Annotated in this window: 18 protein-coding genes; all 18 read left to right on the top strand. The window is 61.7% G+C overall.

The features are described 5' to 3' along the window. The first annotated feature begins 66 nt into the window (after positions 1-66). Positions 67-594, top strand: coding sequence for a bifunctional pyr operon transcriptional regulator/uracil phosphoribosyltransferase PyrR (gene pyrR, locus ESZ53_RS02955; protein ID WP_129071468.1), 528 nt, complete (start codon positions 67-69; stop codon positions 592-594). Further along, positions 591-1,538 carry an aspartate carbamoyltransferase catalytic subunit gene (locus ESZ53_RS02950; RefSeq protein WP_129071467.1) on the top strand — a complete coding sequence of 316 codons (948 nt, stop codon included), beginning with the start codon at positions 591-593 and terminating at the stop codon, positions 1,536-1,538. The genes pyrR and ESZ53_RS02950 overlap by 4 nt, the downstream gene beginning before the upstream one ends. A 58-nt stretch (positions 1,539-1,596) precedes the next feature. Beyond that, complete coding sequence (locus tag ESZ53_RS02945) at positions 1,597-2,922, top strand: dihydroorotase (RefSeq protein WP_129071466.1); 1,326 nt, start codon at positions 1,597-1,599, stop codon at positions 2,920-2,922. Next, positions 2,915-3,409, top strand: a complete 495-nt coding sequence (locus ESZ53_RS02940; protein ID WP_129071465.1) for a hypothetical protein — start codon at positions 2,915-2,917, stop codon at positions 3,407-3,409. The genes ESZ53_RS02945 and ESZ53_RS02940 overlap by 8 nt, the downstream gene beginning before the upstream one ends. Further along, positions 3,406-4,545 carry a glutamine-hydrolyzing carbamoyl-phosphate synthase small subunit gene (gene carA / locus ESZ53_RS02935; RefSeq protein WP_129071464.1) on the top strand — a complete coding sequence of 380 codons (1,140 nt, stop codon included), beginning with the start codon at positions 3,406-3,408 and terminating at the stop codon, positions 4,543-4,545. The genes ESZ53_RS02940 and carA overlap by 4 nt, the downstream gene beginning before the upstream one ends. Next, positions 4,545-7,859, top strand: a complete 3,315-nt coding sequence (carB, locus tag ESZ53_RS02930) for a carbamoyl-phosphate synthase large subunit (RefSeq protein ID WP_129071463.1) — start codon at positions 4,545-4,547, stop codon at positions 7,857-7,859. The genes carA and carB overlap by 1 nt, the downstream gene beginning before the upstream one ends. Further along, positions 7,852-8,694: an orotidine-5'-phosphate decarboxylase gene (pyrF, locus tag ESZ53_RS02925; RefSeq protein ID WP_129071462.1), complete on the top strand. Its 843-nt coding sequence runs from the start codon at positions 7,852-7,854 to the stop codon at positions 8,692-8,694. Before carB ends, pyrF begins: the two co-directional genes overlap by 8 nt. Next, positions 8,694-9,623 (top strand): guanylate kinase, encoded by a 930-nt coding sequence (gene gmk / locus ESZ53_RS02920; protein WP_129071461.1) that lies wholly within the window; start codon positions 8,694-8,696, stop codon positions 9,621-9,623. The genes pyrF and gmk overlap by 1 nt, the downstream gene beginning before the upstream one ends. Beyond that, a complete protein-coding gene (rpoZ, locus tag ESZ53_RS02915; RefSeq protein WP_009772249.1) occupies positions 9,616-9,876 on the top strand; it encodes a DNA-directed RNA polymerase subunit omega in 261 nt (86 codons plus the stop codon). The genes gmk and rpoZ overlap by 8 nt, the downstream gene beginning before the upstream one ends. An 11-nt stretch (positions 9,877-9,887) precedes the next feature. Further along, positions 9,888-11,087 (top strand): bifunctional phosphopantothenoylcysteine decarboxylase/phosphopantothenate--cysteine ligase CoaBC, encoded by a 1,200-nt coding sequence (coaBC, locus tag ESZ53_RS02910; protein ID WP_129071460.1) that lies wholly within the window; start codon positions 9,888-9,890, stop codon positions 11,085-11,087. Positions 11,088-11,116: 29 nt separating this feature from the next. Beyond that, on the top strand, positions 11,117-12,313 hold the full coding sequence (metK, locus tag ESZ53_RS02905; RefSeq protein ID WP_129071459.1) for a methionine adenosyltransferase: 1,197 nt from the start codon (positions 11,117-11,119) through the stop codon (positions 12,311-12,313). Positions 12,314-12,315: 2 nt separating this feature from the next. Continuing rightward, positions 12,316-14,292 carry a primosomal protein N' gene (locus ESZ53_RS02900; protein ID WP_129071458.1) on the top strand — a complete coding sequence of 659 codons (1,977 nt, stop codon included), beginning with the start codon at positions 12,316-12,318 and terminating at the stop codon, positions 14,290-14,292. A gap of 54 nt (positions 14,293-14,346) precedes the next feature. Next, positions 14,347-15,267, top strand: coding sequence for a methionyl-tRNA formyltransferase (gene fmt / locus ESZ53_RS02895; protein ID WP_129073472.1), 921 nt, complete (start codon positions 14,347-14,349; stop codon positions 15,265-15,267). Continuing rightward, positions 15,264-16,628, top strand: coding sequence for an RsmB/NOP family class I SAM-dependent RNA methyltransferase (locus tag ESZ53_RS02890; protein WP_129071457.1), 1,365 nt, complete (start codon positions 15,264-15,266; stop codon positions 16,626-16,628). The genes fmt and ESZ53_RS02890 overlap by 4 nt, the downstream gene beginning before the upstream one ends. A gap of 13 nt (positions 16,629-16,641) precedes the next feature. Further along, entirely contained in the window at positions 16,642-17,310 is a 669-nt protein-coding gene (gene rpe / locus ESZ53_RS02885) for a ribulose-phosphate 3-epimerase (RefSeq protein WP_129071456.1), read from the top strand. A 163-nt stretch (positions 17,311-17,473) separates the two neighbouring features. Continuing rightward, positions 17,474-17,848 carry an FKBP-type peptidyl-prolyl cis-trans isomerase gene (locus tag ESZ53_RS02880; RefSeq protein ID WP_129071455.1) on the top strand — a complete coding sequence of 125 codons (375 nt, stop codon included), beginning with the start codon at positions 17,474-17,476 and terminating at the stop codon, positions 17,846-17,848. 59 nt (positions 17,849-17,907) lie between these two features. Then, positions 17,908-18,171: a phosphoribosyl-ATP diphosphatase gene (locus tag ESZ53_RS02875; RefSeq protein WP_100388946.1), complete on the top strand. Its 264-nt coding sequence runs from the start codon at positions 17,908-17,910 to the stop codon at positions 18,169-18,171. 43 nt (positions 18,172-18,214) lie between these two features. Then, positions 18,215-19,054 carry an ATP phosphoribosyltransferase gene (gene hisG, locus ESZ53_RS02870; RefSeq protein ID WP_129071454.1) on the top strand — a complete coding sequence of 280 codons (840 nt, stop codon included), beginning with the start codon at positions 18,215-18,217 and terminating at the stop codon, positions 19,052-19,054.

Here is a 19,054-nt window from a genome sequence, read left to right as displayed (position 1 = left end):
TGCGCTAGAGTCATCGAAACAGATTTCCTTTAAATTCCGTCCAGAGAGGCGGGGAAGGAGGTCAGAATGCCTGTACGCACAGTGCTACAGCATGCTGATATCACCCGAGCGTTGACTCGTATTTCCCACGAGATTCTTGAGTCCAATCGCGGTTCAGACGACCTCGTCATTTTGGGTATTCCTACGCGTGGCGTCACGCTGGCGACACGCATCGCGGCCATCATCCGCTCGGTCGATTCCTCGGTGATCCCTGCCGGGGCTCTTGACGTCACGATGTACCGCGACGATCTCGCGCAAAATCCCACGCGGGCAACCCGACCGACCGAAATCCCGAGCGGCGGTATCGACGGCAAGACTGTCGTTCTCGTCGATGACGTGTTGTATTCGGGCCGTACTATTCGTGCTGCCCTGGATGCGCTCGGCGATCTCGGGCGCCCCCGCGCCGTGCGCCTCGCTGTGCTTGTCGACCGCGGCCACCGTGAATTTCCGATTCGTGCCGATTTTGTGGGCAAGAACCTTCCCAGCTCTGCTGATGAACGGATCAACGTGCGCCTCGAAGAAATCGACGGAATGGATGAGGTGACCATCGGATGAGAAACCTCCTCACCACCCAGGGGCTGTCTCGCGACGAGGCGATCGCAATTCTCGACGTTGCTGAAGACATGGCAAGTGTCTCGGAGCGTGAAGTCAAGAAGCTGCCCACGCTTCGCGGCAAGACCGTCATCAACCTCTTTTTCGAAGATTCCACGCGCACCCGCATTTCCTTTGAAGCGGCCGCTAAGCGACTGAGCGCCGACGTCATCAACTTCGCCGCCAAAGGATCGAGCGTCTCCAAGGGCGAAAATCTCAAGGACACTGCACAAACTCTGGCCGCGATGGGCGCCGACGCGGTCGTCGTGCGCCATTGGGCATCGGGAGCGCCAAAGACTCTCGCGGATAGCGGCTGGATAGACGCCGGAATTGTGAACGCCGGTGACGGCACGCACGAGCATCCGACCCAGGCGCTTCTTGACGCTTTCACGATTCGTCGCCGCCTCCACGGAACAGCTGCTCGCGGCAAAGGGCTCGACGGAGTCAGCGTCACCATCGTCGGTGACATTGTGCACTCGCGAGTCGCGCGATCGAACGTGTGGCTTCTCACGACACTGGGCGCTCACGTGACTCTCGTGGCGCCGGCCACCTTGCTTCCCGTCAACCTCAGCGGCTGGCCCGTCGAGGTCTCGTATGACCTTGACCACGCCATCACGCAGGGGCCCGACGTCATCATGATGCTACGCGTGCAGGCCGAGCGGATGGCCGCAGCATTCTTCCCCAATGCTCGCGAATATTCGCGACAGTGGGGACTCAACGACGAGCGAATGTCTGCCCTGCCAGCCAGTAGCATGGTTATGCACCCTGGGCCGATGAACCGCGGCCTTGAAATCTCGGCTGCCGCCGCAGATTCGCCACAGTCAACAGTGCTTGAGCAAGTGGCGAATGGCGTCTCCGTGCGTATGTCGGTGCTGTATCACTTGCTGTCCGGAGCTGTGGAGCGGTGAGTGCGGGAATCCTGCCCGCCGCCCCTCAACGTGAACTAATCCAGAGAAGAGGACTCTCGTGAGTATCAGAATCGTCAACGCCACGCTGCCGAATGGTGAGCGCGGAGATTTCACGATCGAGCGCGGCGTCTTCACGGATGCCACCGCTGCAGACCGCACGATCGATGCAGCCGGTCTGCAGGCTCTCCCCGGCCTCGTCGACCTCCACACTCACTTGCGCGAACCGGGGTTCGAACAGAGTGAAACAGTGCTGTCGGGTACGCGCGCTGCCGCGATGGGCGGTTTCACCGCCGTATTCGCGATGGCCAACACCATGCCTGTTCAAGACACGGCCGGAGTAGTCGAGCAAGTGCAGTCGCTTGGGCTCGACCACGGGTACGCCACCGTTCGCCCGATCGGCGCAGTCACTGAGGGACTCAATGGTGTGAAACTCTCCGAAATCGGCGCGATGGCCAACTCACGCGCCAACGTGCGGGTTTTCTCCGACGATGGAAAGTGCGTGCATAACGCGTTGCTGATGCGGCGCGCGCTCGAATACGTCAAGACCTTTGATGGAATCGTCGCTCAGCACGCTCAAGAACCGACGTTGACAGTGGATGCTCAAATGAACGAGGGCGCTGTCTCTAGCGAGCTCGGGCTCGCCGGCTGGCCCGCTGTCGCGGAGGAATCGATTATCGCCCGAGACGTTTTGCTCGCCGAACACGTGGGCGCTCGTCTTCACATCTGCCACTTATCCACCGCCGGTTCGGTCGATGTCATTCGCTGGGCGAAGGCTCGCGGGATCGCCGTCACTGCAGAGGTAACGCCTCACCACTTGCTTCTCACAGAGGAACTCGTGCGGGGCTACGACGCTCGCTTCAAAGTAAACCCGCCGCTGCGTCGCGACGAAGATGTTCACGCCTTGCGTGCGGCTCTCGCCGACGGCACGATCGATATCGTCGCCACCGACCACGCGCCGCACCCTCCCGAGGCAAAAGAATGCTCGTGGGCCGAAGCCGCGTTCGGAATGGTGGGGCTCGAATCCGCCCTCAACGTGGTGCAGCAAGCCGTCGTTGACACCGGCCAGCTCGACTGGGCGGATGTTGCGCGAGTGCTCTCGCAGAAGCCGGCAGAAATCGGTCGTCTTGACGGTTACGCAACGCCGTTCGCTCTCGGAGCCCCCGCCAACATCGTGCTGGTAGACCCGAGCGCTCGTTCGACATTCTCGAAAGAATCACTGCGCGGCAAGAGCGCGAACTCGCCGTACTTAGGGCGAGAGCTTCCCGGTCGGGTGATGACCACCATCCATAACGGCTACGAAACAGTGCGGGATGGCGAAGTCGTGGATGCTGTTGAGGTCGCTCAGCAGGCGCGCGCCGCTGGGAGCGAGGCAGCTCGTGGCTAAAGATATTCCGCTGCTCATTCTGGTCAGCCTCGCGCTGATACTGCTGGCGCTGATGGTGTTCGGCTGGTACTCGCGCAAGCGACGACAAGCCCACATCGGCGCCCCGGTGACACCCCCTGCCGACCTTGATCCGACTGAACTCCGCTTCAGCGGAAAGTACGTTTCGACAACCGTCGCTGGTGATCAGCTCAACCGCATCAACGTCCATGGTTTGGGCTTCCGGGCGAACTGCCTCCTCGAAGTGCATCCCGAGGGCATCGTCATTTCTCGCGTAGGTTCCCCTGATCTGTGGGTGTCTCGCTCGAATGTGCGCGGCATTACGCGCGCAACCTGGACCATCGACCGTGTGGTCGAAAGCAACGGACTGCAGGTGATCGAGTGGAATCTCGATGGCACTGCAGTCGATAGTTATTTCCGAATGGATGACCCGGAGGCGTGTGAACGCGCTCTCGATAGTGTCGTCGGCAACGAAAGGCAGTCCCAGTGACCTTTGAACCCGCAGTGCTCGTCCTCGAAGATGGCTCGCGCTATCTCGGTCAGGCCTATGGTGCCCGCGGCCAGAAGATTGGCGAGGTCGTCTTTGCGACCGGGATGACCGGCTACCAAGAGACCATCACCGATCCCAGCTACGCGGGACAGATTGTCGTCATGACGGCACCCCACATCGGTAACACCGGTGTGAACTCCGAAGACCCCGAGTCCTCTCGCATTTGGGTGTCGGGCTTCGTCGTGCGGGACGCGAGTCGTGTCGTCTCGAACTTTCGCGCTGAAGAGTCGCTGGATGCTCAACTCACTGAGCAGGGCATCATCGGTATTAGCGGTGTAGACACCCGTGCGATAACACGTCGCTTGCGCGATGCTGGCTCGATGCGCGGCGGCATCTTCTCCGGCGAGGCTGCCGACCTCAGCTTCGAAGAGCAGCTCGGGGCGATTACAGCAGCGGCCGAGATGGCGGGTCAGAGTCTGTCATCTGAAGTGTCCACCTCTGAGGCCTACGTTGTCGAAGCGAAGGGGGAGAGCATTGGTCGGTTGGCCGTTCTGGACCTCGGCGTGAAGACCTCCACGCTCAACTACCTCGCCGAGCGCGGATTTGAGGTGCACGTGCTTCCGCAGACCGTCACCTTCGACGAGATGCTCGCGATCGAGCCCGTCGCCGTGTTCTACTCGAACGGCCCGGGCGACCCCTCGGCATCCGATGGTCACGTTGCACTGTTGACCGAGGTCCTCAAGAAGGGCCTCCCGTTCTTCGGAATCTGCTTCGGCAACCAGCTCCTGGGCCGCGCGCTCGGCTACGGCACCTACAAGTTGCCGTTCGGTCACCGCGGCATCAACCAGCCGGTCATCGATGTGCAGACCTTGCGCACCGAGATCACCGCGCACAACCACGGATTCGCAGTCGACGCTCCGATTGGTGAGATCAGCCAGTCGCCGGCAGGCTTCGGTCGCGTCGAAGTGAGCCACGTCAACCTCAACGACAACGTGGTTGAAGGCCTCCGGGCCCTCGACATTCCCGCGTTCTCCGTTCAGTACCACCCCGAAGCGGCCTCCGGCCCGCACGATGCCAACTACCTCTTCGACAGGTTCCGCGACCTTGTTCTCGAGACCGCAAAGGACGCCAAGTAATGCCCAAGAGAGACGACATTTCATCGGTACTCGTTATCGGCTCCGGCCCGATCGTTATCGGTCAGGCCGCTGAATTCGATTACTCCGGCACTCAGGCCTGCCGCGTACTGCGTGAGGAGGGCATTCGTGTCATCCTCGTGAACTCGAACCCCGCCACGATCATGACCGATCCAGACTTCGCTGATGCGACGTACATCGAGCCCATCACGTGGGAAGTCATCGAGTCGATCATCGCCAAGGAACGTCCGGATGCACTGCTTCCGACTCTCGGCGGCCAGACTGCTCTCAACGCGGCCATCGAGCTCGACGCTCACGGCATCCTCGAGAAGTACAACGTCGAACTGATCGGCGCCAACCTCGAAGCCATCAACAAGGGTGAAGACCGCCAGATCTTCAAGCAGCTCGTTCTCGACTGTGGAGCGGATGTCGCCAAGTCGCACATCGCTCACACAGTTGCTGAAGCGGTCGAGTTCGCCGAGGACCTGGGCTACCCGCTCGTTATCCGCCCCTCGTTCACAATGGGTGGTCTGGGCTCCGGCTTTGCGTACTCGCGCGAAGAGCTCGTGCGCATGGTTACCGATGGACTGCACCAGAGCCCGACCACCGAAGTGCTGCTTGAAGAGAGCATCCTCGGCTGGAAAGAGTACGAACTCGAGCTCATGCGCGACACCTCGGACAACACGGTCGTCGTCTGTTCGATTGAGAATGTCGACCCGGTTGGAGTGCACACGGGGGACTCGATCACGGTCGCTCCGGCACTCACCCTGACTGACCGCGAGTACCAAAACTTGCGCAACATTGGTATCGACATCATCCGCGCCGTCGGCGTCGACACTGGTGGCTGCAACATCCAATTTGCGATCGATCCGGCCGACGGTCGCGTCATCGTCATTGAGATGAACCCGCGAGTATCTCGTTCGAGCGCGCTGGCGTCGAAGGCAACGGGCTTCCCGATCGCGAAGATCGCGGCCAAGCTCGCCATCGGCTACCGCCTCGATGAGATCCCCAACGACATCACCAAGGTGACGCCGGCCAGCTTCGAGCCCACGCTCGACTATGTCGTCGTCAAGGTTCCTCGCTTCGCCTTCGAGAAGTTCCCCGCCGCCGACACGCGTCTCACGACGACGATGAAGTCGGTCGGTGAAGCAATGGCGATCGGCCGTAACTACTCGACCGCCCTGCAGAAGGCACTTCGTTCGCTCGAGAAGCGCGATTCGAGCTTCCACTGGAATGGGGAAGTCGGCAACAAGGATGAACTGCTCACGTTATCGTCGGTCGCTACCGACGGTCGCATCATCACGGTGCAGCAGGCCATGCGCGCCGGCGCCACGTCAGAAGAAGTGTTCGACGCGACCAAGATCGACCCCTGGTTCATCGACCAGATCGCCCTCATCAACGAGGTTGCCGCGGATGTCGCAGCGGCGCCGGAGTTGACTGCGGCGTTGCTCACCCACGCCAAGAACCACGGTTTTAGCGACGTACAGATCGCTGACTTGCGCGGGCTGACCGAGGCTGAGGTGCGCGACGTGCGCTGGAACCTCGACGTGCGCCCGGTCTTCAAGACTGTTGACACGTGTGCTGGCGAGTTCCCGGCTCTGACGCCGTACCACTACTCGAGCTACGACTCCGAAACTGAGGTCGTGCCCAGCGACAAGAAGAAGGTCGTCATCCTCGGGTCAGGCCCGAACCGTATCGGTCAGGGCATCGAGTTCGACTACTCGTGTGTTCATGCTTCGTTCGCGCTGTCGGATGCCGGCTACGAGACCATCATGATCAACTGCAACCCCGAGACGGTATCTACCGACTACGACACGAGCGACCGCCTCTACTTTGAGCCGCTCACCCTCGAGGATGTACTGGAGATCATTCACGCCGAGAGCGGCAGTGGTGAACTCATGGGCGTCATCGTGCAGCTCGGCGGCCAGACGGCGCTCGGGCTTGCCCAGGGCCTCAAGGATGCCGGTATCCCTATTCTCGGCACGACTCCGGAAGCGATTGACCTCGCCGAGGAACGGGGACTCTTCTCCGCTATTCTCGACAACGCAGGCTTGCTCGCGCCCAAGAATGGCACGGCGACCAACCAGTCCGAAGCGATCGTAATTGCCGAGGACATTGGCTACCCGGTTCTCGTGCGCCCCTCGCACGTGCTCGGCGGCCGCGGGATGGAGATCGTCTACGACTCCGAAGCTCTCGCCGACTACTTCGATCGCGTTCGCGACCTCGTCATCATCTCGGAGAAATCGCCGCTACTCGTCGACCGTTTCTTGGACGACGCCATCGAGATTGACATCGACGCCATCTACGACGGTAACGAACTGTACGTCGGCGGAATCATGGAGCATATCGAAGAGGCCGGTATTCACTCCGGTGACTCGGCCTGCACCCTGCCCTCCGTCACGCTCGGTCGCGACGTGCTCAACCGGGTTCGGGAAGCGACCCTCGCCATCGCCGAAGGAATCGGCGTCCGCGGACTGATCAATGTGCAGTTCGCGATCGGTCAGGGCATTCTCTACGTGCTTGAGGCCAACCCTCGGGCGAGCCGCACCGTTCCCTTTGTCTCCAAGGCGCTCGGCATCCCGCTCGCTAAGGCTGCCGCCCTGGTGATGGCCGGTTCCAGCATCCGTTCTCTCGTCGAAAGTGGACTCCTGCCGGTGCTCGATGGCTCGCAAGTTCCGTCGACTTCGCCTGTGTCGGTCAAGGAAGCAGTGCTGCCGTTCAAGCGGTTCCGTACCGTCGAGGGCAACGTCGTCGACTCGGTTCTCGGCCCGGAGATGCGCTCCACCGGTGAAGTCATGGGTATCGATTCCAACTTCCCGAAGGCGTTCGCCAAGAGCCAAGAGGCTGCGTACGGCGGCCTTCCCGATGGAGGATCGGTCTTTGTCTCTGTCGCTGACCGCGACAAGCGCGCTGTCATCCTGCCGGTTTTGCGGTTGAGTCAGCTCGGCTTCACCATTCTGGCCACCGAGGGCACCGCCGAGATTCTCGCGCGCAACGGCATCGAGGCTCAGGTCGTGCGCAAGTACTTCATGGGCCAAGAATTGGATGCGGCTGAGCCGTCGATCGTCGAACTCATCAATGATGGCAAGGTCGACGTTGTCATCAACACGCCGAGCGGTCGCAGTGCTCGCGCCGATGGCTATGAGATTCGCACCGCAACGGTTGCCGCAGACAAGCCGATCTTCACGACCATCGCGCAACTCGCAGCCGCAGTGGCGTCGTTCGAGGCGATCCGCGACGGCTTCGACGTTCGCTCGCTGCAGGACTACGCGCTCGACCGCGCTGCCGAGCTCGAGAAGGTAGCCAACAATGCCTAGTTTCGCTTCGCGACTGGCGCAGACCTTCGATGAGTTCGGGGGAGTGTGTCTAGGGATCGACCCGCATCCGTTCCTGCTCGAGACGTGGGGTCTCTCCAACGACGCTCACGGCGTTCGCGAGTTCGCGCTTCGTGCGGTGGATGCCGCAGCCGGCAATGTAGGAATGATCAAACCCCAGGTGGCGTTCTTTGAGCGCTTCGGGTCTGCGGGGTACGCGATTCTCGAGGAGTCATTCGCCTTGGCGCGCTCCGCCGGGCTGATTGTGATCGCCGATGTGAAGCGTGGCGACCTGTCGTCATCCGTTGATGCCTACGGGCAGGCCTGGCTCACGCCTGGCTCTCCGCTTGAGGCTGACGCGATGACGGCGGTGGCGTATCAGGGCGTTTCTGAGCTTTCAGGACCTTTCGAGTTGGCGCGGTCGGCGGGCAAAGGTATTTTCGTTCTCGCGGCGACTTCGAATGCAACAGCGCGAAGCATCCAAACGGCTCGAATCGCTGAGGGGGAGCACGAGGGTGCGACCGTGGCGGCAAGTGTTGTTCGTGATGTGACCGCGCTCAATACCGAAAGTGGTCTGGGATCGTTTGGCGTGGTGATCGGTGCGACCGTCGAGGTCGCCGACTACGGCATCAAGAACGGTGAGCTTGTTGATCTGCCTATTCTGGCTCCCGGTTTTGGTGCCCAGGGTGCCCAGGTCGAGCAAGCTCGTGAGCTGTATGGCGATGCTGTAGCGAACACAATCGTGACGGTATCCCGCAGTGTTTTGCAGGAGGGTGCAAGCCAGATTCCGGCTGAGCTTCGATCGTTGCGTTCTCAACTCCGTGAGCAGGTTCGCTGATGGGCCCACGTCCGATTCCTCCCGCTGTGGACCGCGCAGCGGCCTCACGCGCCGCGATTGCAGCGCGACGCGCCCGGGCTGCGGTGAAGCGAGAAGTCGCCGAACGCGCACGAACCGCGCTCAGCGTCGCACGCACCGCGTGGGCTCAGCCAGAAAGCGCTGAAGCTCGACTCTTAGTTCGAGAGCTGCTGATGAGCGTTCCTTCGCTTGGCCCGACCCGTGTCGAGTCGATCATGGCCGACCTCGCGATTGCCGACCGAAAGCGAGTGGGCGGGTTGGGTCCGAAACAGCGCCAGCGATTAACCGACTACTTGTCGAGCCGCCAAGGCCCCGAGCCAACACGACTCGTCGTGCTTGCGGGCCCGACTGCCGTCGGCAAGGGCACCGTGTCGAGTTTCATTCGGGAGAATCATCCGGATGTTCTACTCAGCGTTTCTGCCACTACTCGCAAGCCCCGCCCGGGCGAAATCGATGGCGTTCACTACTACTTCGTGACTGATGACGAGTTCGATTCGATGATTGGCAATAGCGAACTCTTGGAGTGGGCAGTCGTGCACAACTCCTACCGCTACGGCACGCCGCGGCCTCCCATCGATGCTGCACTGGCCGAGGGTAAGCGGGTTCTGCTCGAGATCGACCTTCAGGGTGCACGCTCGGTGCGCACCGTTATGCCGGAAGCGTTGTTGGTCTTCTTGCTGCCGCCCACGTGGGAAGAATTAGTGCGCCGCCTCATCGGCCGCGGCACCGAAGAACCCGCCGAACAGTCTCGCCGTTTGGAGACTGCAAAGGTCGAATTGGCGGCTCAGGATGAGTTCGATGTCAAGGTTGTGAACACAGAAGTAAGCCAAGCGGCTCAAGAAGTCGTAGAATTGATGGATGCGCCCGCTGGCGCGACCACTTCCGACTCCAAGGAGCACCCCTATGGTTGACAAGAACTCGGGCATCATTGATCCCCCCATCGACGAACTTCTGTCGAAGGTTGACTCCAAGTACCAGCTCGTTATCTTCGCTTCCAAGCGCGCTCGTCAGATCAACGACTACTACGCAGACCTTCACGAAGGCAGCCTCTTCGACAACGTAGGGCCTCTCGTAGACTCCACGATCGAAGACAAGCCCCTTTCGGTTGCTCTCCACGAGATCAACGAAAACAAGCTCGAACTCAAGCGACTCAGCGGCGAATAGAACGTTCCTCGGTGACCGCGCTCAACGTTGTCGTCGGAATTTCTGGCGGAATAGCTGCTTATAAAGCAGTCTCTGTTGTGCGCGAGCTTGTGCTTGCTGGCCACGACGTTCATGTCGTGGCCACAAGCAACGCCCTCAAGTTTGTGGGGCTACCCACTCTTGAGGCGATCAGTCGCAACCCGGTCCACACCGACCTCTACGAGGGCGTGGACGAGGTTCGGCACGTCGCTGTCGGTCAAGCGGCAGACGTCATTGTTGTTGCACCCGCGACGGCCAACACGATCGCGAAGATCGCCACCGGCCAAGCCAACGATTTTCTCGGCAACACCATCCTTGCCAGCACTGCTCCCGTGCTCGTCGCTCCGGCGATGCACACGGAGATGTGGCAGAACGCTGCCACGGTAGCCAACGTCGAGACACTTCGCTCTCGTGGCATCCACATCATCGGCCCCGAATCCGGGCAACTCACCGGTTCTGACAATGGACCTGGCCGGATGTCTGAGCCGAGCGACATTGTCGCCGCTGTGCTCGACGCTGCGGCCGCCACTCGCGATCTCGCGGGCCGCTCCGTGCTCGTCACGGCAGGGGGCACGCGCGAGCCCCTCGATCCGGTGCGCTTCATTGGTAATCGTTCGAGCGGTAAACAGGGCGTTGCTCTGGCGATGGCTGCGGCGTCTCGCGGCGCCGACGTCACGCTGATTGCCGCGAACCTCGAAGTTCCGCTGCCGTCGGGAGTGCGTTGTGTGCAGGTGGGAACAACGCTTGAACTGCAGACTGCGGTGACGGCTGAGGCAACATCTGCCGATCTCGTGATTATGGCCGCGGCGGTTGCTGACTACCGCCCGGCCGAGACAGCGCAATCCAAGATCAAGAAGCGCAGCGACACCAGCACGCTTGAACTGCGCTTGGAAGAGAACCCCGACATCCTCCGGGGTCTCTCGAACGCCCGGCCGCGCGAGCAGACGATCGTGGGCTTCGCCGCGGAGACCGAACCAGACGACGCTGCGCTGCTCGAATTGGGCCGGAGCAAAGTATCCCGCAAGGGCTGCGACTACCTCGTGATCAACCGAGTCGGTTGGACCGAGGGATTCGCCACAGACAGTAACACTGTCATCGTCATCAACGGCGGCGGCGATAGAGTGGGCGAGGCAAGCGGAAGCAAGTTGTCGGTGGCTCACCGCATTCTGGATCTTGTGTTCGCAGCCCGCTGACATCCATTCATCACTACCGGAGACGGCTTATGACTTCGCCCCTGCGCACCTTCACCTCGGAGTCCGTTACCGAGGGTCACCCCGATAAGATTTGTGACCAGATCAGCGACGGCATTCTGGATGCGCTGCTTCGAGAAGACCCGAACGCGCGCGTCGCCGTCGAGACGCTCGTGACAACCGGTCTCGTTCACGTTGCCGGCGAGGTCACCACCACCGGCTATGCCGACATTCCCGCTATCGTGCGCGATCGCATTTCAGAGATCGGGTACAACTCCTCGGCCGTCGGCTTCGATGGTCGTTCATGTGGCGTCTCGATCTCGATCGGTGCTCAGTCTCCGGATATTGCGCAGGGCGTTGACCGAGCTCTCGAAGCTCGTGAAGAGCATTCACAAGACGCTCTGGATGTGCTGGGGGCCGGTGACCAGGGTGTCATGTTCGGTTACGCCACTAACGAGACCCCGCAGCTGATGCCCGCCCCGATCTGGTTTGCGCACCGCATGGCAGAGCGGCTGGCCGAAGTGCGCAAAGAAGGCCTTGTCGACTATCTGCGCCCCGATGGCAAAACTCAGGTGACCGTCGGCTACGAGGGTTCCGTGCCCCGCAGTATTGAGACTGTGGTGCTGTCCACGCAGCATTCACCCTCTGTCTCAACCGCGCAGCTGCGTCAGGAGATTGAAGAGTTGGTGGTTCGCCCCATCGCCGAAAGTTCGGGCCTCGATCTCTCGAACCTGCAGGCGATTGTGAACCCCAGCGGCCGCTTCGAAATCGGTGGCCCTCAGGGCGATGCCGGTGTCACCGGCCGCAAGGTTATCGTCGACACTTACGGTGGCGCTTCTCGGCACGGCGGGGGAGCGTTCAGCGGAAAAGACCCCTCTAAAGTCGATCGCTCAGCAACCTACGCGATGCGCTGGGTCGCCAAAAATGCGGTGGCGGCAGGCCTTGCCGACCGCGTCGAAGTGCAGATTGCGTATGCAATCGGTCGCGCGGCTCCTGTCAGCCTTTACGTGGAAACCTTCGGTACGGGGCATGTCTCCGATGAGGTACTCCTTGGCGCGATTCACGAAGTATTTGACCTGCGCCCCGGGGCGATCATTCGTGATCTCGACCTGTTGCGTCCCATCTACGCTAAGACGGCCACCTATGGCCACTTCGGTCGCGAGCTTCCCGAGTTCACCTGGGAGCGCCTCGACCGCGTCGACGCACTTCGCCAGGCGGCCGGCCTGTAGCGATGACTGACGCATCCATCGCTCGGGTGCTCATTGATTCGCCTCTGCCCCAGTTAGACAGGCTCTTTGACTACGCGATCCCCGAGAAGCTTCGTGCCGAGGCTAAGGCGGGCGTGCGCGTCAAAGCGCCGCTCAGAACGCTCGGGCGCCTCGTTGAGGGCTGGATTGTCGAGCTCACCGACACCGTGGATTACGCCGGAAAACTGAGTGAACTCGACTCCGTCATTTCACCGTTCCCGGTGCTCTCGCCCGAAGTTTGGACGCTTGCGCGCACGGCTGCCGATCGCGCCGCCGGCAACGCGGCAGACGTCTTAAGGCTGGGCATCCCGAAACGCCACGCGCGCGCCGAGAAAACCCTGCCTGATCCCGCCACCACCACGTTCGCGTCACTGGTGAAGCCGGGCCCAGTGGCGTTCTTCGACGAGGGTGCCATCGATACTCTCGTCACGCAGCGCAAGCGTGCGGCGCTCTCCGCACCCACCGGCGTCACTGAGGTGGCCCCGGGAGTGTGGGTCGGTCGTTGGGCGGTCACGATGGTAGAGCTGGCGGCCCACGCGCTTTTCCAAGGAACCACGACGATCCTCGCGACGCCGGACTTCCGCGATCAAGAGCAGCTTGAAGCGGCCGCGGCGGCTCTGCTGCCTGCTGACCGAGTGTTGAGACTGGATGCTCGTCAGAGCGTTCAAAAACGCTACGGGAACTTTCTCCGTACTCACGACAACACGGCCTATGTGATCATCGGCAATCGCTCGGCGGTGTATGCGCCAGCAGCCAACCTCGGGCTCATCGTGGTGTGGGATGACGGTGATTCGCTCTACAGCGAAAATCTCTCGCCGTATATTCACACGCGTGATGCCGCGTTGCTGCGCCAAGAGCAACAGCGGTGCGCGCTGGTCTTTCTTAGCCATTCCCGCAGCACCGAAGTGCAGCGGCTCGTCGAAGTCGGCTGGTTGGTTGCTCTCAACCCTGGAGGGCTTCGTCCGCCGAAAGTAATTCCCTCCGCAAACCAGGTCAGCCAGGATCGTCTGGCGGCGATTGCACGCATTCCCTCGGCGGCGTGGAAGGCCGCGCGGGCTGGTCTCGACGAGGGGCCGGTTCTCGTGCAGGTGGCGCGTCCCGGCTACGCACCGCGTCTCGCGTGCGCGGATTGCGCCCAAACGGCTCGCTGCACGACTTGCGCCGGGCCGCTGGCGCAGCGTTCTGCATCCGCAACCCCTAGTTGTGTCTGGTGCGGCGCCCTCGCCGTGAAATGGCGGTGCCGCGAGTGCGATGGTGTGAAACTACGGATGGTCGGATCGGGAAGCGCCCGTACCGCTGACGAGTTGGGTCGGGCATTCCCGGGCTATCGCGTCATCGTCGCCGACGGCGATCATCAAGTGCTGACGGTCGCCAACGAGCCCTCGCTCGTGATTGCCACCCGGGGCGCTGAGCCCGTGGCCGAAGGCGGCTACCGGGCGGTGCTGCTGCTTGATGGCGCCGGAATGCTGGCACGCGAGAGCCTTCGCGTGGCTGAAGACTGTCTCCGGTGGTGGTCAAACGCGATCGCCTTGGCAGCAGATGGCGCCCCCACAGTGATCGTGGGAGTCGGTGGCGCGCTCGCCACCGCGCTCGTGACGTGGCGCCAAGAAGATTTCGCCCTGACCGAACTCGCGGACCGTCGCGAACTTCGCTTTCCGCCCGCAGTGCGGGTGGCGACCCTCACCGGCAAGGTCGCACTCATCGACGATGCGATCAGGCAGCTGCCCGTAGCGCCGCTCGATGTTCTCGGTCCGGTTGATCTGCCCGGTGGTCTGGTGCGCACCATTGTTCGATTTGACTACAAAGACGGCGCCGCTGTCGCCGAACAACTCAAGGCGCTCGTGGTCACGGCAACGACCGTGGCGCGCAGTAGTCGCAAACCCGGCACACCTCGAGCGCAACAACCGCCACCGGGCTTGCGTGTTCACCTCGACGATTTGGAGCCCTTTGTCGACCTCTAATCTTCGAGTGCGCGCATTTGCCCAAATTCGCGAGACAATTGTCGGATGACTTCCTTGCGACTCCTTTTTGCCGGTAGCCCCGAGGTAGCTGTCCCCAGTCTCGAGGCCTTGCTGAACTCCGAGCACGACGTTGCTGGAGTACTCACGCGCACCGATTCACCCCAGGGACGACGCCGCGTGATGACGCCAACGCCGGTGGCGGCGCGGGCTCAAGAAGCTGGGGTGAGCGTTATTCGAGCCAACCGGCTCGACGCGGCTGCGGCATCCGCCATTGATGATCTTCAGGTTGATCTCGGTGTGATCGTGGCCTACGGCGGTCTGGTGCCTGCGAACGTCCTCACGATTCCTCGCCTCGGCTGGATCAACCTTCATTTTTCTTTGTTACCGCAGTGGCGTGGAGCTGCCCCCGTGCAACGCGCGATTATGGCCGGGGATACTGTGGCAGGCGCGACAGTCTTCCAACTCGTCGAGCAGCTCGACGCGGGCGACATTTTTGCCACGATGACCGAGCCAATTGGCGCTCAGCAGACCGCGGGCTCCTTACTTCAGCAATTGTCGCTGTCCGGCGCCACGCTGCTGTCACAGGTCGTCGACTCGCTTGCTGCCGGAACAGCTCATGCCGAACCGCAGGTCGGTGAAGTGACCTTGGCGCCGAAGCTCGCGCTCGACGACGGTCGTATCGACTGGGCTGAATCAGCGCAGACAGTCCATAACCTCATCCGCGGCGTCACGCCCGAGCCCGGTGCATCGACCTCAATTGAGGGCAGCCGCCTCAAGGTGCTTGAGGCCGCCATTGCGCGCGACACCCCCTCGCTCGCTCCGGGCCACTTCGAATTTGCCGGTAAAAAAGTCTTGGTCGGCACAGCGACCGATCCCCTAGAACTTCTCCGGGTCCATCCCGAGGGACGCAAAGCAATGGATGCCGCAGCCTGGTGGCGCGGCCTGAATTCAGAATCAGAGGTGGTGGCTTCGTGAGCTACGCACAGTCAGCCCGTCGAGTCGCGCTCGATGTCATCATGGCGGTGCGCGAGTCCGATGCCTACGCCAACCTACTCCTTCCCGTGCATCTCGAACGCGCCAAACTCTCGGGCGCAGATGCCGGACTTGCCACCGAGCTGACCTACGGCACGCTGCGCATGCAGGGGTACTACGACGCCGTTATCGCCCAGGCCGCTGGCCGAGCGGTCTCGAAGATCGATCCACCAGTGCTCGATGTATTGCGGCTCGCGACTCACCAGCTGCTGTCGATGCGTGTCCCTTCGCATGCAGCCGTCGATGAGTCGGTGCGCTTGGCGAAGACCATTGGCTCTCGTTCAGCCGTTGGGTTCGTCAATGCAGTGTTGCGTGCCATCACCAAGCATGATGCCGAGACCTGGCGCGAGCGCGTGATCGCCGCAGCAGGCACCGGCGAAGAAGCCCTGGCGCTGGCGTACTCGCATCCGTTGTGGGTCACTCGCGCGTTCCGGCAGGTGCTTGTCGCCGAGGGCCGTGAGGCTGAACTTGAGGGACTCTTGGCGGCTGACAATGTGCCTGCCCGCGTCTCGGTCGTGGCGCTGCCGGGGTTCTCTGAGGCTGAGGACATCGATGTGACACCCTCCGAGTACTCGCCGATTGGCGGTGCTCTTCGCGAAGGTGATCCGGCCAAGAACACGGCCATCGCTTCCGGCCGCGCCCGCGTGCAAGATGAGGGTTCGCAGATCGCAGCACTGGCGCTCAGCCGTGTTCGTCCCATCGCGGCGGGGGAGTCGTGGCTCGACATGTGTGCAGGCCCCGGCGGTAAAGCGGCGCTGCTCGCCGCTGAAGCACTGCAGGGTGGCGCGACGCTTACCGCGAACGAACTTGTACCCGCTCGTGCGAAGCTCGTCCGCAACGCTCTGGCCGTCTTCGAAGCACCACCCGAGGTGTGGGAAAAAGATGGCGTAGAACTTGGCGAGGAATACCCTGCCCAATTTGATCGCATCCTGCTCGATGCGCCGTGCACGGGGCTTGGCGCGCTTCGTCGTCGGCCGGAGGCGCGGTGGCGCAAGCAACCAGGCGATGTGGCCCAGCTTGGAGCGCTCCAAACTGCCCTATTGACATCGGCATTGAAAGCGTTGAAGCCGGGTGGGGTGCTGGCATACGTCACGTGCTCACCGCACGCCGCGGAAACCAAGGCGATCGTCGGCTCAGTGTTGCGCAAGGTCGAGGGAGTAACCAAGATGGACACTCCCGCAGTCGTGCAGAGCTTTTCGAAAGCACAGCTCGATCTGCCGGAAGCAACCCACGTTCAGCTGTGGCCACACCGTCACGGAACTGACGCCATGTTCATTCAGCTGCTCGTCAAAGCTGACGCCTAGAGAGGTTTCGCTTATGTCCGTTCGAATCAACCCCAGCATTCTGGCCGCGGATTTCGTGAATCTTGAGCGCGATATCGCAAAGATCTCGAATGCTGACCTTGTTCACGTCGACATCATGGACAACCACTTCGTCCCCAACTTGACGTTCGGTCTTCAGATGACGGAGCGCATCCAGCAGGTGTCCACGGTCCCGCTTGATGTGCACTTGATGATCACCGATCCGGATCGTTGGGCTCCCGACTACGCAGACCTGGGTGCGTACGGCGTTACTTTTCATGCTGAAGCGGCGGCGGATGCCGTGGGCCTTGCGCGCACGTTGCGGGCGAAAGGTGCGCGAGCTGGAATCGCGGTTAAGCCCGGTACGCCGATCGAGCCGTATCTCGAACTACTCGAGGAATTCGACCAGGTTCTCGTGATGACCGTCGAGCCGGGTTTTGGCGGCCAGAGCTTCATGGAGGCGACGATGCCGAAGCTCACTCAACTTCGGCAACTCGTCGATAAGCGTGGGCTCGATGTCTGGCTTCAGGTCGACGGCGGAGTCGATGAGCACACGATCGAGATCGCAGCTGCGGCTGGAGCAGACACGTTCGTTGCCGGTTCTGCGGTCTACCGCGGCGACGACCCTTCGTTACGAGTCGACGAACTGCGCGAGAAGGCTCGCGCGCACCGACACGCTCACTAGCCCTCAGACGAGGGTTCTGCTGAACACTGAGTCTTCTCCGGGGGGATGTCAGGCGGATGCCAGCGCCGACTGCCGCGCACCCTGCGTGTTGCCCACAGCGAACACAGCCAGATTCTGAGGGCGGCTGGGGCGCGCATCCGGAGCCATCTGGTTGACTAGTCGAATGACTGATTCAGCAAAAACTAAGCCAGAGGTCGAGTTCTACGAGGGCCCCGCGCCCACTGAGCTCGTCATCATTGACATTGAAGAGGGAACCGGCGCGGAGGCAACTGCTGGTTCCACGGTTGACGTGCACTACTTGGGCGTCGACTTTGAGACCCTCGAAGAGTTCGACTCCTCGTGGAGCCGCGGCGAATCCATAAACTTCCCGCTGATGGCGCTCATCAGCGGTTGGCAAGAGGGAATTCCCGGTATGAAGGTTGGTGGCCGCCGCCAGCTCATCTGCCCGCCTCACCTCGCGTACGGTCCCGCCGGTGCTGGTCACCAGCTCTCGGGGCGTACCTTGACCTTCGTGATCGACCTGCTCGGCACGAACTAGTCACACCTCGTTCGAGTCATGCGGCAAGGGACCGCCCTCCGGGGCGGTACCCTTGACGTGTGAAAGACTTCGACGCACTTTTTGCTGAGCTAAGCCGCAAAGCGGTAGAACGTCCGGCCGACTCTGGTTCGGTTGCCCTGTGGGATGCCGGAGTGCATTCGATCGGCAAGAAGATTGTGGAAGAGGCTGCCGAAGTGTGGATGGCAGCCGAGTACCAATCGGACGAAGAAACCGCAGACGAAATCTCCCAACTTATTTACCATCTTCAGGTTCTGATGGTTGCGAAAGGGCTCAGCCCTGAGGACGTATGGCGACATCTTTGATGCGCCAACGACCACTTTTCGCACCAACTGACTGAGAGCTGACATGTTAAGAGTTGCAGTGCCCAACAAGGGTTCACTGAGTGAGATCGCTTCCGAAATGCTCTACGAAGCGGGCTACACGGGGCGACGCGATCCGCGCGCCTTGAACGTTCGTGATGACCGCAACGGCGTGGAGTTCTTCTACCTTCGCCCCCGCGACATTGCCACCTACGTGGGCTCCGGAGCCCTCGACGTTGGTATCACAGGCCGAGACCTGCTGTTGGATTCGGGATCGCCGGCGACCGAAATCGCCAGCCTTAATTTTGGCGACTCTACGTTCCGCTTCGCGGGGGAACCTGGGCGGTTCAGCGAACTTTCCGACCTTAACGGCGTGCGCGTCGCTACCAGTTATGCCGGTCTGGTTGGAGCATTCCTTGAGCGCAACGGTGTCACGGCCGAGCTCGTCAGCCTCGATGGTGCGGTGGAATCAGCGATCCGTCTCGGAGTAGCGGATGCCGTGGCCGACGTGGTGTCGACCGGTTCCACGCTCCGGGCGCAGGGCCTCGAAATCTTCGGTCCCGTCATCCTCGATTCGACCGCCGTTCTGATCAGTTCGGGCAAAGATGTAGAGGGCGGCGCGACGCTTCAACGTCGCCTGCAGGGAGTTCTCGTTGCCCGCCAGTACGTGCTGATCGATTACGACGTTCCGGTGACGTTGCTCGAGGCGGCCACGAAGGTCACGCCGGGTATCGAAAGCCCCACAGTTTCGCCTCTCCAAGACCCCGCCTGGGTCGCTGTGCGTTCCATGGTGCGCCGGGTTGATACCAACCAGGTGATGGACGAACTGCATGCCGTCGGCGCACGGGCCATTCTGGTCAGCGCGATTCACGCAGCGAGGATCTAA

Source organism: Salinibacterium sp. UTAS2018, from assembly GCF_004118935.1.
Classification (GTDB): domain Bacteria; phylum Actinomycetota; class Actinomycetes; order Actinomycetales; family Microbacteriaceae; genus Rhodoglobus.
The sequence above is the reverse complement of the archived record's forward strand: the minus strand, read 5'-3'. Positions and strand labels throughout refer to the sequence as shown.